The organism is Simiduia sp. (assembly GCF_058345725.1).
On the sequence record NZ_JBTUOC010000043.1, the window covers coordinates 1 to 20,918 of the forward strand.

Consider the following 20,918-nt stretch of genomic DNA (forward strand, 5'->3'; position numbering starts at 1 on the left):
CAGGTATATTTAGCTACATTGAAATATTTTATAACCGCAAGAGAAGGCATTCTGCAAACGACGGGGTTAGCCCTGTTGAGTTTGAGGAGAGGGCAGCGATTGCTGCATAATTGGAGTGTCTACTTTTTGTGGGGAACACCATATGATAACGCCGGCGCTGGCCCGAGCGTGCAATTGCCAGCGATGGCGTGCGGATTAAGCCCAGCGACTTAACAAGTGCTCCAGTTTTTCCTGGTCGGCGGCAAATTTTCGAATGCCTTCAGCCAGTTTTTCAGTGGCCATGGCGTCCTCGTTGTGCAACCAGCGAAATTGCGACTCATCCAGCGCAAACTTTGGCTCTGCAGCAACGGTATTGGCCTGCAATTGACGAGGAAGTTCGGCTTGATCGGCCGCTAGCGCCTCCAGCAGGTTCGGACTGATGGTCAGTCGATCGCAACCGGCAAGCGCTTTAATTTGCTCGACATTGCGGAAACTGGCGCCCATCACTATGGTTTTGTAACCGTGGGCTTTGTAGTAGTGGTAAATACGCTGTACCGAGCGTACGCCCTCATCTTCTTCGGCACTCGCTGGCAGCTGTCCTTGCGCCTTGTACCAATCGTAAATACGGCCCACAAAGGGAGAAATCAAATATACGCCGGCCTCGGCACAGGCGACCGCCTGGGCAAAGGAGAACAACAGCGTGAGGTTGCAGTTGATACCCTCGCGCTCCAGCACTTCGGCGGCTTTAATGCCTTCCCAGGTTGATGCAATTTTAATCAACACCCGCTCTCGGCTCACCCCTCGAGCTTCGTAGGCGCCGATCAATGCCCGCGCCTTGTCAACCATGGCCGCCTGATCGAACGATAGGCGGGCATCTACCTCTGTGGATATCCGACCGGGAATCTGGGTCAATATCTGCTGGCCGATCGCCACCGCCAGCGCGTCTACGGCTTGGCTCATATTGCCCTGAGCATGCGCTACTGCCTCGTCGACCAACGCCTTATAGGCGGGCAACTGTGCAGCAGCCAGGATCAGGCTCGGGTTCGTGGTGGCATCCAGTGGCTTAAAACGGCTGATGGCATCCACATCGCCGGTATCTGCGACCACATCGGTCATGTTGGTGAGTTGCTGCAATACACTTGTCATTAAAATACCTTTGCTTCCTTAACGTTAGGTCCGTCACTGCCCCGATAATACCCCATTGTGATACCTGCCGTTCAAGGGCCTGGCAGATTCGCACCCACTTCACCTTTGAATTACACTCCCCTGAAAATAAGCACGAGTTGTACTCCATGACCGCCGATCACACCCCAGGCTATATTCTGGCTATCGACCAAGGCACTACCAGCTCCCGCGCGCTGATATTTGACCGCCGCTTTACTGTGGTGGCCTCCGCCCAGCAAGAGTTTACCCAACACTTTCCCGCCGACGGCTGGGTGGAACACGACGCGCTGGAAATCTGGCAATCTGTACTCAACACCTGTCGCGACGCATTGAGCCGGGCGGCGTTAAGCGCACATCAACTGTCGGGGCTCGCCATTACCAATCAGCGCGAAACCACCGTGGTTTGGCACCGCGACACCGGGCAGCCCATTGGTCCCGCCATTGTCTGGCAGGACAGGCGCACCCAAGCGCGCTGCCAAGCGCTGCGCCAACAGGGGCTGGAGGCAGATATTCAAGCCCGCACGGGGTTATTGCTAGACCCCTACTTTTCCGCCACCAAAATCCAGTGGTTGCTGGACAACACGCCCGGCGCGCGCGACCTTGCCCAGCAAGGGCTGTTAGCCTGCGGCACTATCGACTGCTGGCTGCTGTGGCAGCTCACAGACGGAGCTCAACATAAAACCGACGCGACCAATGCGTCCAGAACCCAGTTGTACAACCTCGCAACGGGTAGCTGGGACCCACAGCTGTTGGACCAGTTTGACGTACCGGCGTCTCTACTGCCCACGGTAAGCGATAACGCCGGTGATTTTGGCTTGTGTGCGGATCACTGGTTGGGCGCACCTGTGCCTATTGTTGCCATGGTAGGCGACCAGCAAGGCGCGCTCTTGGGCCAAGCCTGCATCGCGCCAGGTCAGGCAAAGTGTACCTACGGCACCGGCGCGTGTTTAATGGTTAATGCCGGCACCCAGATTCCCCGTTCGCAGCACCGATTGCTCTCAACGGTGGCTTACCGATTAAACGGTGTGAGTCACTACGCTAGCGAAGGCGCAATTTTTATCGCTGGCGCGGCGATTCAGTGGCTGCGCGACGGCCTACATCTCATCGATAAGGCCGCCGATTGTAATGCGCTGTTAGCTAATTACCCCCACGCCCTTAGCCCAGTCATCATGGTGCCAGCCTTTACCGGGCTAGGCGCGCCGCACTGGAATCCAGAGGCGCGCGGTGCACTATTTGGATTGACCCGCGATACTGGCATTGCCGACATAGTGGTGGGCGCATTGCAGTCTATTGCCCTGCAAACCTACGATCTGACAGAGGCCCTCTGGGCAGACGGCATACAGTTATCGGAGCTGCGAGTGGATGGCGGGGTAACGGCTAATAGCGGCTTTCTGCACTGTCTCGCCGACATTCTCAACCGCCCTGTGGCGCGCCCGGCCCAGCAAGAAATGACCGTGCTGGGCGCCGCTTACCTGGCGGGCCTTGCCTTGGGCTGGCTGACATCGATAGAGGAACTCGCCCAATTACACGGCGAGTTGCAGCGCTGCGAGCCGCAACTACCCGCGCAGGCGCGCAAAAAGTTGTTACAGGATTGGCAACAAGCAGTAGCCGCCACGGTATTGTTTGCGCAAGCCGATTAGCCGGCCCCGAAGTGAAGGCGTAAAGGCGGCGTTAGGCGCCAGCCGACAGTGTTTCTAAATGGCTTTCCATGGCCTGCGTCAGTCGCTCGGCGCAGGCTTTTAACAGCTGCCACTCCGCCGCCAGCTTATCTAGGTGCGGCTGCGTAGACTCGGCATCCAATTGCCGCGCCAAGGACTCCAATCGGCTGACGCATTGCTGCATTTCAACGGCCCCCAAGTTGGCCGACGAGCCCTTCAGTGTGTGAGCGGCGAAAATGAGCTCTTTATAGGCCTTGGACTTAATCAGACCCTCTATGTTTACCAGCGACGCCGGCAGCGAATTCAGAAAAGATTGGGTTAGCTCGGCCAATCGATCGCTGCGCCCACGCACCCTGCGCAATAGCGCCGCGTGATCGAATACTGGGTCATCCGACACTTTCGTCTCGACCACCGGTTGGGGCGCAGGTGATTCTGGTGCCGTCTGATTTTCCGGAGGCAGTATTTCGCGCTGTACAGTGCGAGCGATGGATTGCGCACCCGGGTGCGAGCCTTCGCGCCCAGCCACAGCAGCAGGGAAATAGCGACTAAGAATACCGATTAACTCCTCCTCTTCAAACGGCTTCGGCAGATAGCCTTCCATGCCCACATCCACAATGCGCTGGCGAGTATCGACCAATGCATCAGCGGTCATTGCCACAATCGGCATGGGCGCCAAACGCCGATTATCTTCCATTTCCCGTATTTTCAAAGTGGCATCCAGACCATTGAGCTCCGGCATGTGTAAATCCATTAATATCAACTTCAGGGGCTGGCGGTCGTTGTCTGGCTGATTGTAGTATCGCCACATGTATTTGACAGCCTGGTCGCCATCGTTCACGCAATCTACTTCTAACCCGCTCGCCTCCAGTATTTCTCGTGCGATAACTCGATTAAACTCCACATCTTCGGCCAGCAATACACGCCCAGAAAAATACCGAGCGCTGTCCTGTTGATTCTGATCGCCCCAAATAAACTCGCTTTCGTCGCAATGTTCTGCCGCACATAAAATAGCCTTGCGAATCAACTTGCCCGGGCTTAACAAAGGCAACTGAATACGAACGCCCAGCGCGCGCATATTATTGGAGAGCTCGTGCATGTGGTCGCAGTCAATGGCGTCCTGACTCGTGAGCAGTACCCAGGGGACTTCCTCGGCGATAACTTTGATTTTAGCCAATAAATCGTCGGCCTCTTGTTGAGCCATGGCCCGTACTAAAGACGAACTTTCGGCCACAACGACCCAATGGGATTTTTGACTGCGCGGCACATCCGTCAAATGCCGCGCCACTTCCGCCACATCGGTCACCATATGAATGCGGCCGTACCACTGCCGCAGCTGCCGTTCCAGGTCTGCTTGATCGCTGAGCAAACAAATACCCAGTTTGTCTGCCACCTCTAACACCGGCTGGGCATCTACCCGTGTTAAGGGTAATGCCACCACAAAGGTAGAACCTTTGCCCAAAGTGCTCACGACAGAAATATTGCCTCCGTGCATTTCAGCCAATCGCCGACTGATTGACAAACCTAAGCCCGTCCCTCCGTACTTGCGGGTTGTGGAGCTGTCGCTTTGCACGAATGCCTCGAACAAATTATTCAAATGTTCAGACTTAATGCCTACACCTGTGTCCTCTACGCTGATTAACAGATGGTGGTCATCACTTAGGCCAACGCGTACAGATATGCCACCGGTATCGGTAAACTTAACGGCATTGCTAAGTAAATTAATGATGATTTGCTTAATGCGAAGGGCGTCCCCTTCCCATTCGCCTTCGCAGCGACTGTCAAAAAACAAACCGAGCTGCACATTCTTTTCTTTCGCTTTTAGCGAGAACATACTCACAATATCCAGTAGCAACTCTTCTAAATTGAACGGGTGCGAGTCCAATTCCAGCTGATTTGCTTCAATCTTGGAGAAGTCCAGAATCTCGTTGATCAATTCCAACAGGGTTTTACCCGATTGGGTGATCAACGTTAAGATGCTCTTCTGTCGACTGTCGAGAGCGGTTTTCGCAAGGATTCTTGCACCACCCAACACGGCATTAAGCGGCGTGCGTATCTCGTGACTCATGGCGGCCAAAAACAGGCTTTTTGCTGAACTTGCCATCTCGGCTTTACGCGCAAGCTCTGTGGATATTTGCGTCTGTTTTCCAAGAATTCTATTAAGTTGTTCGGCCTCATTTTTGGCCGCCACAATTTCCTCAGTGCGGGATTTTACCCTAGCCTCTAATTGTAAGTTTTCAGCGCCCAAAAAGAGTTGGGTAATTCGAATGTTATGTACAATATAACCGCCTAAAAAAGTCGCTGTGAGCACCAGCAATGCCACCCAAAATATCACCACCGCACGCCATTGCTTTTGCTTGTCTAGTTCGGCACTTAAAAATTTATTGAGATTACCCGCCAGCTGAAGTTGTGCGCGACTAAACTCACTGTATTTGTCCCAACTGAGCCCGCGCAATTTCTCAACTTCTAGGGCCAGCCCCATATCACCAGACTCTTCGTCCAGTGCGCCGATAAAATTTAACCGGCGTTTCTTTTCCAATATTTTACGCCCCAAGATCGCAATATCGGTAAGTTCAATACTATCAAGCTGGATATCTGCGCCCGACGCGTCACCCAACTTTTCCCGCTCGAGGCTTTCTAATTGCGTCATGGCGTTTTGAAGCTGTCGAATGGCCGCTTCTAAATCGCCATCGCGCATATCTAAAGCGGTTTGCGCAAGCTCTTCGGTACCCAATAGCAGCGCTTGTTTGGCGTGCAGCAAATCTAAAAACAGCAATTGAGAATACCGACGCACAGGCTCAGCGCGACTCCAAACCAAATTGGCGTCCACCAACAATCGTTTTGCGAGCTGTTCAGCCAGCGGGTCAATACGGGTTAATTGCGCGAGTTGTGCCGACCAGGTTTCCGTTTTTCCCAGGGATTGAAGTATCGCTTTCAACTGCTGCCACTCAGCTAGGTCGCGATGGAAATTGTCGGCCAGAATTTCGTCCATGGCGCTCAGCTGCAGCTCCCACAACCCCTGATCGAGCTGAGGCGCGTGGGCATTGGCCGAGGATTCCCCCATCCGAATGCGCTGCATGGACTCTTGGCTGGGGTAATAGCGGCCGTAGTAATCGTCTATGTGATGGATCTGCAAGGCCACCCACTGCTGCAGAACTTCAACGCTGCCGCGCTGGCGCTCCAACGTTTGCAGCTCGCGATTTAACTCACTTAAGTACAAATACACCAGCACCAGCAGCGGCACAACCAGAATGATTGCCGTAGCCAGTAAGCCCGCACTCATGCGGCTAATACTTTGCGCCGATACTTGCGAGGGCGCCTGATCACGTTTGCCGTTAGCCATATTTTCCCAATCTAGGCACAGAATCTGACAGGTTTTACTGCCATCCCATTTTCTCCAGCTGTTCCTTTTCACACCAACATGGCCGCGATGCACGCCGGGGCGCGCGAACTGGCAACGCAGCAGCTACACTGCAAGACTAGTAGATTCTGGCTAATTTACCGCCCCCGAGGAATATGATTCGTTCTAGTTTAGTCCCGCTCGCATGGGCACTCGTGTTTTCACCTGTGACAGCGGCCCAGGCCACTGAGGGTTCGCTGGCCAACATGTCGCTCGACGAGCTGCTAGGTCAGCGTTCGGCGCTGCACAATGCGAGCGTCACATCCTCCGCTACCGCAGAAAGTGTGAGAGACGCACCCGGCACCTTAGTGATAGTAGACGCTAACGCAATAAAACGGCGCGGCTACGACAGCCTGGACGAACTGGTGGCAGACCTGCCCGGCTTTGACACGGTTGTGACTAATGGCACCCTGCAAGTCGTGGCCTACCAGCGCGGCTATCGCACACCCTGGACACAGCGAACACTGGTACTGGTTAACGGGCGCGTGGACAACCATCTGTGGAATCACGCGGCGCAGTTGTCTCGCCAATACCCCATGCAGCTTATTGACCGAGTAGAGATTTTGTACGGCCCCACCGGAGCGGTATACGGACCCAACGCTTTCTTGGGCGTAATCAATATCATCACGCGCCAGGGGGATCAACTGGAGGCAGACAGCAACCGGTTAACGGCCAGCCTTGGGCTGGCCAGCTACAACACCCAAACACTGGATTTGGCCTGGATCGGCAATCAAGCAGGCATCACATTTAGCCTGGGCGCGCGCCTGTTCAGCAGCGACGAAGCTCCCATCGACGACTACAGCCGCTGGGGTTATACCGATCCCGCCTGGTTGAGTGACCCCAACATCTGGGGCAACGGCATTGGCCAAGGCACCGATCCCGCCACCGGCAATCCGAGCCCGGTGGGCGACATCAACGTCAACGGTCGGCTGGAAGACGCCGAACGGATTAATAATAGGCCGCTCGGCAGCTATCAGGACCCCTCTGAAAACACGGGCTTTTACGGTGAAATGGGTCTGGGCGATTGGCGCCTGGGCGCCAGCTACTGGCTGACCGATGAGGGCTACGGCCCCTACTACTCCTTCGCCGATGCGCAACCCAATGCCCACTGGGTGCATGAGTCCCGACAGGTGTTTGTCCGCCATCAGGGGCAGTGGGATGAAAACCTCAACAGCCGCACAGACTTGGTGTATCGCGAGAGTCGCGTGGGCGGCGATTGGATAGAGTCGCTCGATGGCGCGGTTAGTATTTCGGACTGGAATAGTTTTAACAGCGCCTGGCGTTTCGAACAGCTACTCAGCTTGGCGGTGAATGACCCGCTGACACTCACCGGCGGCTTAAAGCTCGAACGCAAAGAATTGACCCGGCTCTACATGGCCTGCAATTATTACGACAGCCTGGGCGTCTGCCCTGCTCAAGCCGCCAATGCCGGCAATGGTGTCGGCTCGGACGGCAGCGGGGTCAAACAGGCTGATCAGATTAGCTCTATTAATCCTTTACCCCTGCCGCCGGAGCTGGCCAAGCGCAATGTGCCTGCCAACAACCGGGCCACCACCGAAGACCTGGGCTTATTCGGCCAAGCCGTGTACCAGCGCGGGCGCTGGCGGTTTAACGCGGGCTTGCGCTGGGATCACAACAGCGAATACGGGCGCGAGGTCAACCCGCGACTGGCGGCCATCTATCACATGCGCGCAGATACCACGTTCAAACTGGTGTACGGCGAAGCATTCCAGGAGCCCTCGCCGAAAGAGCTCTACGGCGGATTTAGCGGACGCGCAGCTAACAGCACACTTAAACCCGAAAAGGCCCGAAACCTCGAATTTATCGCCATTCACCAAGGCCGTTTGGCGATGCACGAAGTTTCGGTATTTTTCGCGCGCTACCACAATGCCATTGCCGGCTCTGAAAATGTTGGCGATAGGCGTATCCAAGGCTTGGAATACCGGGGCGACATTCGTTGGCCTAACCCGATCAACAACCAGGGCCCCATCACCACCCAGCTGTATTACACCTACACCGACGCGCGCGCACAGCAACAATACAATACCGACACGCAGATTTGGATTAACGATTGGGGGACACAGGGAGATGTGGCGCCGCACAAGCTCACCGCCATTGTAAATCTGCCGCTCGCCAGTGATTGGAATCTCAATGTGCGCGGCCACTGGAGTGCTGCGCGTAGGCTCTTCTCTGAAAATCCACTGCGGGCGCAAGGTGTGAAAGCCAAGGCTTATGCGCGCTGGGACGCTCACTTACTCTATCAACAGGGCCACTGGCGCCTGGGCTTGAAAGGTGAAAACCTCTTGGCTGCGAATTACCTTGCGCCAGGCGTGGAAGGTGCCGCCAGCGGCAACGACTTTAGCCGCGACGCCAACGGCTTTCAGAACTCTCTGATCCCACAGGTAAACCGGCCGGTGTACAGTTTGAATTTTGCGGTGGACTTTTAACATGCGCACCCAGGACTTCGGCAGCCTGATTCGGCGGCGTCTGAAGCGGGCGCAGGCGAGAGCAACAGCTGGCCAACCAGAGCGCCGCGCGTGGCTATGGGCCTGGGTATTGGTGTGCTGCCTGTGCAGCGCGCCGTTGACCCAGGCAGAGCCGCTTCCCACACCACTTAATGGCGCGCTACTGTTAAAGCTGATCGATTACGAAGACAGCTTGAAACAGAAAAACGAAATTCGCATCTTGGTTGTGAATGATTTGGCACTGGCCAATCACCTGGCGCAAAAAATCGGCACGGCACTTGGCGGCCGACTTGCCGCGGTTTATCGCGACACCCTGCCCCAAGGCACGGCCGCTGATGTAATTTATTTAAACAGTGAACGCCAGCTCGCCGAGCTTCGCGTCTACGCTAAAAAGCGCGGCGCACTTACGGTGGGTCACGAACTCGCACTGGCCCACAAGGGTGTCGCACTGATTCTGTTTGACGACGGCGGCCTACCCGGCATTACCATCAGCGTAGCGCCCTCAAAAGAGCTGGGGCTGCGCTGGGACCCAAAAGTCTTGGAAGTTTCGCAACTGATTTATTGAAGCGCTGGAATGGATAGCCATCTATTGGATAGCGACCCTAGCTCGGTGGCATGGGCAAGCTGCCAGCCACTAAAAAATCCTCGCGCTTAAAGGCAAATATTTCCCGACCTGGGGTCGCCCCTGGCGCCGCCACAAAGCGCACAGCGTCGTGGGTAGCGTGACAGGTCCAGGCCTGAAATCGCTGCGGCTGGCTGCCTTGAAATACTTGGGGATCTAGCACTGCGCCATTGAGCGCGCTGGCGCGCAAATCCCGCGCCGACAAATAAATCAAAACCTGTACGCCGGCCCCTCGCATGGCGCTGCCCAGCGACTGGGGTACGCTGTAGTCATCTGGCGATCGCAGTGCCTGCACGTGTTCGGAAAACGGTGGCAGCGTTAGATTTACACCTCGCTCGCCGTGACCGCGCACGCGGAAACTGGTGTGTTGCGACACCACGGCCTTAGGAAAAGGTTCGGCCACCCCGCTCAAAAAGACAAAGCGATAAAATGCACATTCGGTCAGCGCCGTTTCAATGTTTAGCGAACCGTAAAACAGCGACGGTTCGTGACGGCGACCGAAGCGACTGCCCCACTGCAGGGGCGGATAGCGAAATGGGCTGGACAACAAATAGTGCAAGTTTCCCCGCAGTTGGCCCGGCTTTGTCTGCTCGAGCAACGACTCCAATATGTCTTGCTCTTCCATGCTATCAACCAGCGACAGGGTGGCAATCTCCTCCTGGGACTCCACCACCCGCACCAGCTCTAAGGTCAGCGGGCCTATGGCTTTCGGGCCCTCTAACTGTGTCCATAAATCCATTAAACCCGCCCGCGCATGGCATCCAGATATGTCACCAAATTAACCAACCCCTGCACACTGGCCAACATTTCACGGGGCTTGCCCCCCAAGTGATGATTGGCCGTATTCAGCCAGTGTTGCATCTGACTGCTGCTACCGCCCAACAACGCAAACAGACTGCGATAAACCCGCACCAACAACAGCGCCAATTCACCTTCTTTCGAGCGGGGCGATAACAGGCCCTTGTCGTAAATTCGTCCAACAGTTGTCCGATCTTTCCCGATTACCCGACCCAACTCTTCGTTAGACAAGCCAAACGCCTTTTGCGTATTGTGCAACGCTTTGCACAGCACAAGGCCTGCCTCTGGCTGATCCATTTGCAACGCACTCATGGCATTTCACCCTCAGCTATCGAATTCCAGGGTAGCATAGCCGATACAATTGCACTTTTAAAGTAATAAAAGTGCATATGCACACACAATTTAGATCTCCGTCTGAGCCAGTCGATACAAGAGTACAGCGGCGCGCTCTGCCTGGCTTTTAAAGGTTTGCATGTCGGCCACTTCGCCGTCGGTATGCCCACCACTGCCCATCAACCCCAGTCCGTCCAGGGCCTGCAAGACGTCACCGGCCACAAAGGAAATGTCCGCGGCACCGGCCCGCCGTGGGTCCACGGCCTGCACGCTGCCGTGACCAAGGTCTTCACTGGCCTGGCTATAGCGCGCCAGCAGCGCATGATTGCCCGGGCTGGGCGCCATGGCGGGATAACGATCTTCGTAGCTAAACGTCGACTGGCTGTGCGGCAGGCTGCGTGCAGCGATCTGCACCATGCTCGCCCAAGCCTTGGCCTGCTGCGCCGGGCTGATAGCGCGCAAATCGCCCTCGACTAAAGCCGTGCGCGCAATCACATTACTTTTCCCGAACGCGCCGCCCCGCCCCCCTCGCTCGAGCTCGGCATCGGTGCCGGCGACCACCACACCGGGATTAAAGGTTAACAGCGGCTCGCCCGCCAGTGCCGCTCGGAATTCATCCAGTACACGCGCCATCTCGAACACGGCGCCATAGCCCATATCGTCGCGAAATATCTGTGAGGAGTGCGCGGGCTTAGCCGCCACCGACAAACGCCAATTGGCCGAGCTGCGGCGCGCCACCACAGCCGTGGACGGATCGCCATCGCCGTCCTCAAAGCCGAGCGCCACATCGGCCCAGACGCCGGCTTCGCGCAGTGCCTGGGTGGCGAGATCCATAGGCTCACCGCGATCCTCTTCGTCGCCAGTCAGCACAATCTTTATCTGCAGCTGATCCAGTTGCCGGGTATCGTGAAGAGCTTGCAAGGCCATGAGCATGACCAAGTTGCCGCCTTTCATATCGGTAATGCCCGGGCCCTTCACATAGCGCTCATCGATAACTTCATAGCGCTGAAAAGTACTGTCGGAGGCAAAGACGGTGTCTAGATGACCAATCAACAACACCTTGGGGCCCCGCTCACCCCGGCTGGCTAGCAAGTGACCGGCGCGGCCGAAGGCGCCCCCGGCTTGCCACGCCACGGTGAAACCCAGCGCTTCCAAGGGCGGCACTAACTGGTCGGCAACCCGCTTGATACCGGCGTGATTGCCAGTGCCACTGTTGATGTTCACCAGAGTTTCCAACAGCTGTCGCGCGGCGGGTTCGCGCTCTGCCACCGCCTTAACCAAGGCCTGCTCGGTGGCATTCAGCGCACTCGCCTGTGCGGGCATTGCCGCACACACCCAAAGAAATAGTCCGAATATCACTGCTGATTGCATACACCACTCCTTATTTTAAAGAAGGCATACTGACCCAAAGGTCAAAGGAGTCAAGAGCGCGACTGAGCAGGCACAAAAAAGCCGGCGATGGCCGGCTATTTTGGAGGTGCAGAAACAACTACTCGGGATCGACAGCCACGCGGTAGTTCGGATCTTCCATCACATTGACTTCCACTAAATCACCGGCTTTGCGCAGCAGTGAAATACAGTCTTTGCTCAGGTGGCGCAGGTGCAGCGTCTTGCCAGCAGCGCGATATTTTTCCGCCAAGGCATCAATGGCCTCCAGCGCAGAGTGATCAGCCACCCGCGAGCGCTGAAACTCAATGACCACATGCTCTGGATCACCAGTTGGGTCAAACAACTCTTTAAAATTAGCCACTGAACCAAAAAAGATGGGGCCGCGCAATTCGTACACCTTGTAACCCTGCTCGTCCACATAGGCGTGCACGTGAATTCGCTTGGCGTGTTGCCAGGCAAACACCAGGGCGGACACGATGACACCCACGATCACCGCAATGGCCAGATCGAAGAAAACAGTAACCGCCGACACCAGCACCAAAATCAGCGCGTCGGAGCGCGGAATTTTGCCGATGATGCGCAGCGACGACCACTCAAAGGTGCCCAGTACCACCATAAACATAATGCCCACCAAGGCCGCGAGCGGAATCATTTCGATGTACTGCGCACCAAACAAAATAAACAGCAGCAACACCACCGCAGCGGTCACGCCGGACAAACGACCGCGACCGCCCGAGTTAATATTGATCATGCTCTGACCGATCATGGCGCAGCCACCCATACCACCAAAAAAGCCATTGACGGTATTGGCGATGCCCTGCCCCATGCACTCGCGATTGCCGTTACCGCGCGTGTCGGTAATTTCGTCGATTAATGACAAGGTCAGCAAAGATTCAATTAAACCTACGGCCGCAATAATGAGTGCATAGGGGAAAATAATACGCAGTGTTTCCCAGCTAAACGGCACATCGGGAATGGCAAAACTCGGCAATTCGCCGGTTAACGAAGCGGTGGCAGCCTGCTCGGCGGGCAGCATATCGCGCACAAAATCAATCACGGTGCGCGCTTCCAGATCCAGCCCAAGCACCGCCAGGGTTACCGCCACAATAGCCACCAGGCCCGCCGGCACCGCCTGGGTCAACTTGGGTAAAAAGTGCATGATGGCCATGGTCACGGCGATTAACACACCCATGGTGTACAGCATCTCTCCCTGTAGCCAGGCCATGGTGCCCTCGGTTACCTCGTATTTAAACTGGCCCATTTGGGCGAGAAAAATCACGATTGCCAAGCCGTTCACGAAGCCCAGCATGACGGGGTAAGGCACCATGCGAATAAATTTGCCGAGTTTGAAAATACCCGCCAGCATCTGCAGCACACCGGCCAAGACCACCATCGCAAACAGGTATTGCACGCCGTGTTGCGCCACCAGCGAAATCATCACCACCGCCGTAGCACCGGTCGCGCCGGAAATCATCCCCGGGCGGCCGCCAAAAATTGAGGTTAACAGCCCCATCATGAAGGCCGCATACAGGCCCACCATGGGCTCAACGCCCGCCACAAAGGCAAAGGCCACCGCCTCTGGCACCAACGCCAAAGCCACAGTGGTACCTGAAAGCAGGTCGTTTTTGACATTCGACTCTGCGCCGTTAATCAGATTGAACATGGGTCATTCCAAAAGTTTTGATACAGCTTAGCACTGCGCGAAAAGGGCGCGCATACTAGCAGATGTGGGCCCGCAGACCAACAAAGCGCACAAAAAACAGCCAGCCACAAAAAAGCCGCCCGCAGGCGGCTCTATCGCACAAGGCGCGCACGTCAGCTCTGAACAACAGCCGCCAGCCGATCTAGGTGCGGGTAGATGGCAGCCAGCGCCTGTTCGGGCAACAGGTCCTTCACACAGCGATTATCCACACAATCGGTTTTGCGGTGGTTGGCGGCACTTACACAGGGCGAACAGGCCAAGCCCAGATAGAGAGGGGTAGAATTGCCCAGCGAGCTATACAGCGCTGGCGTCTCAGGCCCGAAAATTACAAAGGTTCTAAGCGGCGTCACCGCCGAGAAGTGACCCGGGCCCGAATCGTTCGTCAGCATCATATCGGACACAAAATACAGCGGCACCAGCTGCTTAAAGGCAAACTTGCCCGCCGAATTGACGCAGCGCGGTTGGCCCACGGCGTTACACAACGCCTGTGCGCCGTCAAATTCGCCGGGGGCGCCGGTGATGACCACCAGAATATCGTCGTAGCGCGCCAGCAATGCCTCAATCACAGCCTGAAAATGTTCCGCCGGCCAGCGGCGTTGCGGCAGAAGATCGCTGGCATTGGGATTGATCAACACCACCCGCTGACCGGGCGTGTAATCGGCGTACAGCTCGGCCAATGTCCCTTGCACGGTGGCAATGGCGGCCTCGTCGCGCTCGGCCTGTGCCAGTTGTATCTGATCGTCAGTAATCAAACTTTTACAAAACGGCAATTGCTCTTCGGCCATCATCGCCGTATGCGACAATGCCATAAAGTTTTTGGCGATGTGCTGATGGGCGTTGTACACCACGGGGCGCGTCAAAAAATTACCTCGGTACAGCCCCTCGCTGTGATAGGCCACAAAACCGATGCGATTAACTGCTCCGGTCACCCGCGACAGCAAGGCAGACACTCGCGAAAACATCTCCATATCGATCACTGTGTCTATGCCTTTGCGCCGGCACCACACCATAAAGCGCAGCGTATCCCACACCAGTGTCAGCAGGTTGTCCTCGCGAAAGGTATACAGATTGTCAGCGGGAATGGTATTGAGCAGGTGTAAACTACTGACATTCTTTTTAAAGATGGCAAAAAAGACTTCGGCATCGGGCTGTGCTTTCACATAGCGCAGCGCCGGGTCGGCAATAATGGCACTGCCCATTTCCGACAGCTCCAAAAACAGCACCTTTTGCGCCCGCACGGGCTTGGGTTTAAAAATCAACTCCCACAGCCAAAACCAGACCGACAGCAAAAAACACAGCGGCATGCCCGCCCAGCGGTCGATCTTGCGCATGGTATCTACTTTCATTATTTGGCACTCTCTATCTTGGCGTCGGCGTCAACCGCGCTGTCTTCTCGTCCGTAGACTTTAAAAATCAAAAAGCCGGCCACCACATAATTAAACAGGGCCCCCGCCAATACACCGGCAATCAGCGCCAACTGGCTGTTGTCCATAAAAAATTGCGAACTGTGCGTCAGGCCGTAAAATGTGCCCATACTGGGTGCAAAACTGATTAAGCACATCACGATATACTTGGCCCACTGATCGCGCTTGCGGCCATTTTCCGCGTCCTTAAAGGTAAAAATTCGATTTAAATACCAATTCCAGGAAGACGTTAGCCAATAAGCAATAGAGCGAGCAACCAATAAATTCATACCCAGCATTGAGTGGAACAACGCGTAGAGGCTCATATCCACCACAAAACCGCTGCCCCCCACCATGCCAAACTTGAAAATTCGCGTGAGCGATTGGCGGGCCGATTCGCGAAATAATTTTTGGGTCAGCCACTCCGCCACCGGCCACAATAAAATGGCCAGCCAATACAGCGCCACACCGGCCGCCATGCCCGAGGCAATCCACCGCAGGCCCGTGACGCCCGTGTATTTTTCGTAGCCGGTGTCGTGCATAAATCCATTCAAGCTGACGATAGCCAACAACAACGTCAGCACCCACTGCCCCCACAGTGGAATACTTACTGGCTTGTCTGCAAAACCGCGAAAAATAACCACCGCTACCAATATGCCAATGGCCGAACCTGCAAGTACATCCGCCGGCCAGTGCACCCCCACGGCCACACGCGACAGCGCGGCCAATCCACCGAGCACTAGCAGCAGCGCACAGGCCCAGGCGCGGCCGCTGGCCAAACCCACCAAGGCGGCTGCCAATAGGGCCGACCCGCTGTGACCAGAGGGAAAACTGTTGGATTTATAAGCCTTGCCCACCACGGCAATCGTGTCCAAATCAAACACAGCTGGTGGGCGCAATGCGTCAAAGGCGTGCTTGGGCACTTGAATCAAAATACCGGCCACCACCGCCGCCAAGAAAATGTACGCCAGCGCCCGGGGGTTGCGAATAAATACCCCCAGCGCGAGACAGGCGGCAATAGAGCCGTCGCCAAACACTGTGGCAAATGCGCGCAAATCCGCCGGCAAATGCGCTGCCGCGCGATTGAGGTACAAAAACAACGCTTGATTCCACTCGGGCAAGCTGTGCAGCGCGCCCCCGAGCGCAAGGCACACCAAGGCCAGCGCAATTAACGTATTTTCCAACACCGGGCGACGCTGGGCGGCCCGTGCATCGGGCAGCAACCCAAACAAGTTAGCGGGGCTGGGCTGACTTATCATTCGCGATTATCCTTATTATTCTTTTCCGCTGACGCGTTCGGCAAACAGCGGTAATACATAAAATAGTTGAGCGTCACGCCCTGCTGTCGGTAGTCGAGCGTATCCACCAAATCGCACTGCACGCCCGCGGGCGCAGCCACAGCCGTCTGCGCGGGCCGTCTGCGCTCGGTGCGCAGCAACAATCCAGGCAAGGCGGGCCGTCCCCACCACAGCGAAAACTGGCTGGTTTTTTCGGACATCACCTGTACCGGCGCACCGGCATACCAAGCCAAACGACTGCCTTGCGTCCAGTTAGACACCCAAAAGTGCACCGGTGCGGACGCCTCTGCCTGCCAGTGCTCGCGCAGCGCCAGGGCTTTGTGCGAGGCCTCGGGCCAACCGTGCAAGTCCCGCACGGCCTGTGCCGATTTTGGTAGGGTCGCTAGCGGTGGTGCAACCAACAGCAGCCACACCAGCGCGCTCAGCAGTACCGAAAAACCACCAGCCAACCAACAAAATACCCGCTTGCCAAGGCCCGCGCGCACGTACAACCAATTAGCCGCCGCCGGCGCCAGCAACACCCAGCTCAAGACCGTCCAATGGGGTAAATTCTCGCCATTTCCCGCCGACCAAAGCGCCACCAATAGCAGTAACACGGCAATCCAAATGGCCAGCTGACGCCCCATGGACGGGTTGGCCAATTCGGGCTTGAGCACCGCAATCAGGCCTGCCACCGACAATAAGGGCCCGTAGCTCACCAGCAAAATCACCCCGTAACGCAGCGAATCCAGCGCCGACCAGTCACCTTTGGCACCGTGATCCACTTGGTAACCAAAAGACACCCAATCGTGCAACCAGTTCCAATAAAACACCGGCGCCACCAAAATCGCCGCCAGGATTACCGCCAACCAGGGACCTGTTTGACCCAACCAGTACCAGCGGCGATGAACCGCCAGCGACAGCAGTAACCCCAGCGCCACAAACACTGCGGTGTACTTGCTGAGCCCAGCCAGCCCGAGCAGCACGCCCAAACACAGCCATTGCCCCAGTCCCCGCCCATCGGTGGCCTCAATTCGATCAACCAACAACAAGATCAGCAGTGTCACCACGATCAACGGCGTATCGGGGACAAGCCCAAAGCCCAGCACCACGATCAGCGGCGAAAACACCAGCAGCGCCACGGCCAGATTAGCCACCACCAGCGCGCCGTACCAGCGGCGGGCCAATTGCCAGACCAGCGCCAATATCAGGGTCCACAACACCATGGACGGCAGGCGCACAAAAAACTCGGAATGCCCAAGCCGCAAACCCAGCCAGTGCAACCAACCCACCATAGGTGGGTGATCAAAGTAACTCCAATCGGGTCTTAGGCCATAGAGCGCGTAGTGCGCCTCGTCGACGCCCAGCCCAATCCAGGGCGCCAGCAGAAGGTGTGCCACCAGAAAGCCAGAAATCAGAATATAAACTGCGGCGCTATGGCCCAGCCAACGGAAAGGAAACTGCAAAAAGCGCCTGCCTGTCTTAGGTAAAAGGGCGCATTATCCCAGCCGCTTCGGCAAGCGGCAACAACAGAGTGCCCCCAAAATGCGAATCCGGTTAGCGTGCAATGAGTGACTTCACAAAGTGGAAACTGGTAATGGTGAAACCCTGCGCAAAGTAGAATTTGTGGGCCTGCTCGCGCTGCGTGCCACTGTCCAGGTGCACGGCGAGGCAGTTTTGCACACGCGCATAGGCCTCAAGCCATGCCAGCATTTCCTCGCCGTAACCCTGTGAGCGCACAGCGCCATCGGTCACCAGGTCATCCACGTACAAGTTTTTGCCCAGGTGTAAATTCACCGAAACGCGAAATCCGGCCACCGCCACCACTTGCCCGTCAGCCTGCGCCATGGCCAACTGATACCCCTCTGTCTCCATCTGTCGAACCAGCGCCACAAAGCGCGCGGCAACCAGCTGTGGCCTGAGTTGCTGCATTACGGGAAAACAGGCCTGAATATCGGAATCCGTTACCGCAAGTTTGATCACTTGGTGCTCCTTACGCGCAATGTTAGTGAGCCTTTGCCGCCCTATTGCGGCCTTTGCCCTCGCTCGCGGCCATTTTGCCCCGACCAGCGGCGCCGGTAAAGTTGCCGCGCCATGCCTCCCTGTACTACTCTATCCAGTCGAGTTGTATTTTAGGTATTGGGTCGCAAGACCGCGACGGCACCATGAAACCCCTGAAGACGAAAGCCCAAATCAGAGACGAGATTGAGCGTCAAATTGCAGCCTACATCGATGAAGGCGGCAATGTGGCAGCCATTCCACAGGGTATCAGCGGCCGCGAACCCACCACTCAGGCCCCACTCCCCATTAGTTTTGACAAAAATCACACCGAACGCACCCCTGTCACCGCGGTCATCAGTGCCATTGAGGAGCGGCGCCACAATAAAAGCGTTAAAAAGCCCCTGCGCCGAGCCAATAAGCCACGCAAGAAACTGATCTACGATGATTTCGGCCAGCCCCTACGCTGGCAATGGGTCGAAGACTGATCCCGCGCCGACCAACAATGGCAGTATTGACCTCAAGCAACTAGGCTTAACCTAGGGCCTCGGCCACGCACATCACCACTTACGCCACTTTGTCCACGGAAAGGCCAGATGTCTGACACTTTCTACATTGTAATAATCGCTGAACTGCTTTTTGTCTGTGGCCTATGTGGTTATATGGTGTATCGCCTCAAGCAGCGCCTCAGCCGCTTGGCCAAACGTCTTAACCCCACCATTGCTGGCGCCAACGAATCCTCGCCCCCCGATGTGGGCGTCATCTCTTATCTGGTAGGACAGCTAAAGCGCACCCGCTCGCTATCGGACACCGAGCTCGGCACCGAGCTGGATTTGCCACCCTTGGTCACCAGCGTACGCTGCGCTTACCTCAACGCCGAGCGCCGCGCCTTAAAGGAACCCGAAAACAGCAAAGAATATTGGCTGGTGCTTAAAGAGGAGCTCAACAAACTCATCGGCATGCTGTCCCAGGAAGCCAGGCGCACCGGCATGGAAAATACCGAACTGCGCGAAAAATTGAAACTCATGCGCGAGCGTCTAGAAAAACTCGGCGACAAGGAGTGGGCAGACCAGAACAGCACCCTGACAAGTAGCAACAAAAAGCAACCGGGCTATGTACTGCGTTTTGCACGCGATGTTGACGTTACCCATCAAACCGCCAAGAAAGCTACCGGCAGTGGCAACGAATTATTCGAGCGGCTCGAGAAGCAAAAGCAACACACCCGCAACCTGACCATGCTGATAAAAAAAGAAAAGAACAGTAGTGGCCTGGAGCAGCGCGTTGCCGAGTACGAAAAGATGCTCTACAAAATGGAGCACGAATCGGCCAGCCTGCAAAAGGCCCTGCGCGATGCACAGCGCCGTCTGAACGAAGTGGACGGCGCCTTTAATATAAGAGAACCCAAAACCGAGCGCCAAAGCGAGACCATGCTAAGTGTGATCCGGGCGCGCAAGGAAGACGATTCAGAGAAAGGCGGAATCTTCGACGAACTCATTGCCGACACCCAGCACATTGGCACCCAAAGCCGCAAAAACATTGATGGTCTGCAAAAAACCATTTTCGACCAGCGAAAATCCATTCTCTCAATGGAAAGCACCATCGCCGCACTCGAGGCAGAGTTGACCGATGGTGGGGAAGAAAATAATGCCAAGCGCACTGAACTTGAACAACTCAAACGCGCACTGATGGAATCTGAAGGTTGCATCAAAATTTTGGAGGATGAAGTCGACAACCTGTACAAACACCTGCAGGAGCTGCAAACACAGCGCGAAGAAATGCAGGAGCACTACAAAGAAAAGTCCGACCAGGAAATCCTCACCAATTTGTCGGAAGAATTTATTGAGGCGCAAGCGCCGGTCGACAGTGGCATCTTGGAAGATACACGCAATGCACAATTTCTAACCGAATTCATGACCAACGCCATCGAATCTGGCTCACTGGAAGACCTGATCACCGTATTGCAACACGCCGTCAGCGAAATGGGCTTCCAATCACTCATACGCGTGGTGGTGGGAAAAAACAAAGTCGACATAGCCGCCATGGGCAAGTTGAGCAAAGAAGATAAGCTGCTCATAGAACACCTGGAATTCAAACCCGATGAGCCCATTAAAAATGGGACCAAACACACCACCATTCACTACCGCAATGTGCGCGCCATATTGAAAAAGCAAGGCAGCGATCAGACGATCAGCGACAATCAAACGGGCGTACTGGCAGCATTGTTCAGCTTTAGCTCGAACCTAGCAGAAAAAGTTGCGGAGCAAAAAGATATTAAAAAGCGGCTCAGCAGTTACGAGCAATTTAACGACATGCTGCAAACAATCAGTAAAAATCTCGAAGCCCAATACAAATATCAGAAGGACGAAACACTTGGAATTATCCGAAGCATCGTGGATCAATCCCACATGCTGGTGGGCGAAAAGGCCACCCCCGGCCAACAAACGGTTTTGCAGGCCATGGAGGAAGAGGCAATGCAGCGCACTGAGCTGCTGGAGGCCAATCGGGCCATCGTGCGCAAGCAATTTGTCAAAATCATGGAGCGGCTTACCACCATGAGTACCGAATAGCCCCGCCAACCAGTCAGCCCATAGCTCAAACGCCAAACCACGCTTAAGTCCCCTCGCTAAAACACGCTATGCCCCCCCTATAGCACCGGAGAGGTCCAAATCGCACTCGTCCGAATCGACAAAAAGACAATATAAGCCATTGTTTTTATTGATATTTATCAAACGC

General features: G+C 55.7%; 16 protein-coding genes. 6 read left to right on the top strand and 10 right to left on the bottom strand.

All coding sequences use genetic code 11. The features are described from left to right. Positions 1–110, top strand: a 110-nt coding sequence (locus ACW8F6_RS10385) for an IS3 family transposase (protein ID WP_491575866.1), incomplete at its 5' end; no start/stop codon positions are given. Positions 111–195: 85 nt separating this feature from the next. Here the strand turns inward: ACW8F6_RS10385 and tal are convergent. After that, positions 196–1,125, bottom strand: a complete 930-nt coding sequence (gene tal, locus ACW8F6_RS10390) for a transaldolase (RefSeq protein ID WP_491575798.1) — start codon at positions 1,123–1,125, stop codon at positions 196–198. A gap of 146 nt (positions 1,126–1,271) precedes the next feature. Here tal and glpK point away from each other — a divergent pair, with 146 nt between their 5' ends. Continuing rightward, entirely contained in the window at positions 1,272–2,783 is a 1,512-nt protein-coding gene (gene glpK, locus ACW8F6_RS10395) for a glycerol kinase GlpK (RefSeq protein ID WP_491575799.1), read from the top strand. Positions 2,784–2,814: 31 nt separating this feature from the next. On the opposite strand, the gene ACW8F6_RS10400 is transcribed toward glpK, so the two are convergent. Further along, entirely contained in the window at positions 2,815–6,141 is a 3,327-nt protein-coding gene (locus tag ACW8F6_RS10400) for a hybrid sensor histidine kinase/response regulator (protein ID WP_491575800.1), read from the bottom strand. A gap of 212 nt (positions 6,142–6,353) precedes the next feature. Between ACW8F6_RS10400 and ACW8F6_RS10405 the strand changes: the two genes are divergently transcribed. Next, positions 6,354–8,645, top strand: a complete 2,292-nt coding sequence (locus ACW8F6_RS10405) for a TonB-dependent receptor plug domain-containing protein (RefSeq protein WP_491575801.1) — start codon at positions 6,354–6,356, stop codon at positions 8,643–8,645. Position 8,646: 1 nt separating this feature from the next. Further along, a complete protein-coding gene (locus ACW8F6_RS10410) occupies positions 8,647–9,228 on the top strand; it encodes a YfiR family protein (RefSeq protein ID WP_491575802.1) in 582 nt (193 codons plus the stop codon). A 37-nt stretch (positions 9,229–9,265) separates the two neighbouring features. Here the strand turns inward: ACW8F6_RS10410 and ACW8F6_RS10415 are convergent, their stop codons facing one another. The 8 genes from ACW8F6_RS10415 to ACW8F6_RS10450 form a co-directional block, all read right to left on the bottom strand. Next, a complete protein-coding gene (locus ACW8F6_RS10415; protein WP_491575803.1) occupies positions 9,266–10,024 on the bottom strand; it encodes an RES family NAD+ phosphorylase in 759 nt (252 codons plus the stop codon). Then, positions 10,024–10,395 carry an antitoxin Xre/MbcA/ParS toxin-binding domain-containing protein gene (locus tag ACW8F6_RS10420; RefSeq protein ID WP_491575804.1) on the bottom strand — a complete coding sequence of 124 codons (372 nt, stop codon included), beginning with the start codon at positions 10,393–10,395 and terminating at the stop codon, positions 10,024–10,026. Before ACW8F6_RS10420 ends, ACW8F6_RS10415 begins: the two co-directional genes overlap by 1 nt. 90 nt (positions 10,396–10,485) lie before the next feature. Then, positions 10,486–11,787: a M20/M25/M40 family metallo-hydrolase gene (locus ACW8F6_RS10425; RefSeq protein ID WP_491575805.1), complete on the bottom strand. Its 1,302-nt coding sequence runs from the start codon at positions 11,785–11,787 to the stop codon at positions 10,486–10,488. A 118-nt stretch (positions 11,788–11,905) separates the two neighbouring features. Continuing rightward, positions 11,906–13,468, bottom strand: a complete 1,563-nt coding sequence (locus ACW8F6_RS10430) for a SulP family inorganic anion transporter (protein ID WP_491575806.1) — start codon at positions 13,466–13,468, stop codon at positions 11,906–11,908. A 152-nt stretch (positions 13,469–13,620) separates the two neighbouring features. Next, positions 13,621–14,853, bottom strand: coding sequence for a glycosyltransferase family 9 protein (locus ACW8F6_RS10435; RefSeq protein ID WP_491575807.1), 1,233 nt, complete (start codon positions 14,851–14,853; stop codon positions 13,621–13,623). Then, the gene (locus ACW8F6_RS10440) at positions 14,853–16,169 is read right to left on the bottom strand and encodes a phosphatase PAP2 family protein (protein WP_491575808.1); all 1,317 of its coding nucleotides are present in this window, start codon (positions 16,167–16,169) and stop codon (positions 14,853–14,855) included. Before ACW8F6_RS10440 ends, ACW8F6_RS10435 begins: the two co-directional genes overlap by 1 nt. Then, positions 16,166–17,653, bottom strand: a complete 1,488-nt coding sequence (locus tag ACW8F6_RS10445) for a glycosyltransferase family 39 protein (RefSeq protein ID WP_491575809.1) — start codon at positions 17,651–17,653, stop codon at positions 16,166–16,168. The genes ACW8F6_RS10440 and ACW8F6_RS10445 overlap by 4 nt, the downstream gene beginning before the upstream one ends. 91 nt (positions 17,654–17,744) lie before the next feature. After that, positions 17,745–18,170: a GNAT family N-acetyltransferase gene (locus tag ACW8F6_RS10450; RefSeq protein WP_491575810.1), complete on the bottom strand. Its 426-nt coding sequence runs from the start codon at positions 18,168–18,170 to the stop codon at positions 17,745–17,747. Positions 18,171–18,352: 182 nt separating this feature from the next. Here ACW8F6_RS10450 and ACW8F6_RS10455 point away from each other — a divergent pair, with 182 nt between their 5' ends. Both ACW8F6_RS10455 and ACW8F6_RS10460 read left to right on the top strand, forming a co-directional pair. Further along, the gene (locus ACW8F6_RS10455; protein WP_491575811.1) at positions 18,353–18,673 is read left to right on the top strand and encodes a hypothetical protein; all 321 of its coding nucleotides are present in this window, start codon (positions 18,353–18,355) and stop codon (positions 18,671–18,673) included. A 108-nt stretch (positions 18,674–18,781) separates the two neighbouring features. Beyond that, a complete protein-coding gene (locus tag ACW8F6_RS10460) occupies positions 18,782–20,752 on the top strand; it encodes a hypothetical protein (RefSeq protein WP_491575812.1) in 1,971 nt (656 codons plus the stop codon). Positions 20,753–20,918: the final 166 nt, after the last annotated feature.

Coding starts and splice junctions, on each gene's coding strand:
- tal (WP_491575798.1), bottom strand. CDS start 1,125: ATGACAAGTGTATTGCAGCAACTCACCAACATGACCGATGTGGTCGCA.
- glpK (WP_491575799.1), top strand. CDS start 1,272: ATGACCGCCGATCACACCCCAGGCTATATTCTGGCTATCGACCAAGGC.
- ACW8F6_RS10400 (WP_491575800.1), bottom strand. CDS start 6,141: ATGGCTAACGGCAAACGTGATCAGGCGCCCTCGCAAGTATCGGCGCAA.
- ACW8F6_RS10410 (WP_491575802.1), top strand. CDS start 8,647: ATGCGCACCCAGGACTTCGGCAGCCTGATTCGGCGGCGTCTGAAGCGG.
- ACW8F6_RS10415 (WP_491575803.1), bottom strand. CDS start 10,024: ATGGATTTATGGACACAGTTAGAGGGCCCGAAAGCCATAGGCCCGCTG.
- ACW8F6_RS10420 (WP_491575804.1), bottom strand. CDS start 10,395: ATGAGTGCGTTGCAAATGGATCAGCCAGAGGCAGGCCTTGTGCTGTGC.
- ACW8F6_RS10425 (WP_491575805.1), bottom strand. CDS start 11,787: ATGCAATCAGCAGTGATATTCGGACTATTTCTTTGGGTGTGTGCGGCA.
- ACW8F6_RS10430 (WP_491575806.1), bottom strand. CDS start 13,468: ATGTTCAATCTGATTAACGGCGCAGAGTCGAATGTCAAAAACGACCTG.
- ACW8F6_RS10435 (WP_491575807.1), bottom strand. CDS start 14,853: ATGAAAGTAGATACCATGCGCAAGATCGACCGCTGGGCGGGCATGCCG.
- ACW8F6_RS10440 (WP_491575808.1), bottom strand. CDS start 16,169: ATGATAAGTCAGCCCAGCCCCGCTAACTTGTTTGGGTTGCTGCCCGAT.
- ACW8F6_RS10455 (WP_491575811.1), top strand. CDS start 18,353: ATGAAACCCCTGAAGACGAAAGCCCAAATCAGAGACGAGATTGAGCGT.
- ACW8F6_RS10460 (WP_491575812.1), top strand. CDS start 18,782: ATGTCTGACACTTTCTACATTGTAATAATCGCTGAACTGCTTTTTGTC.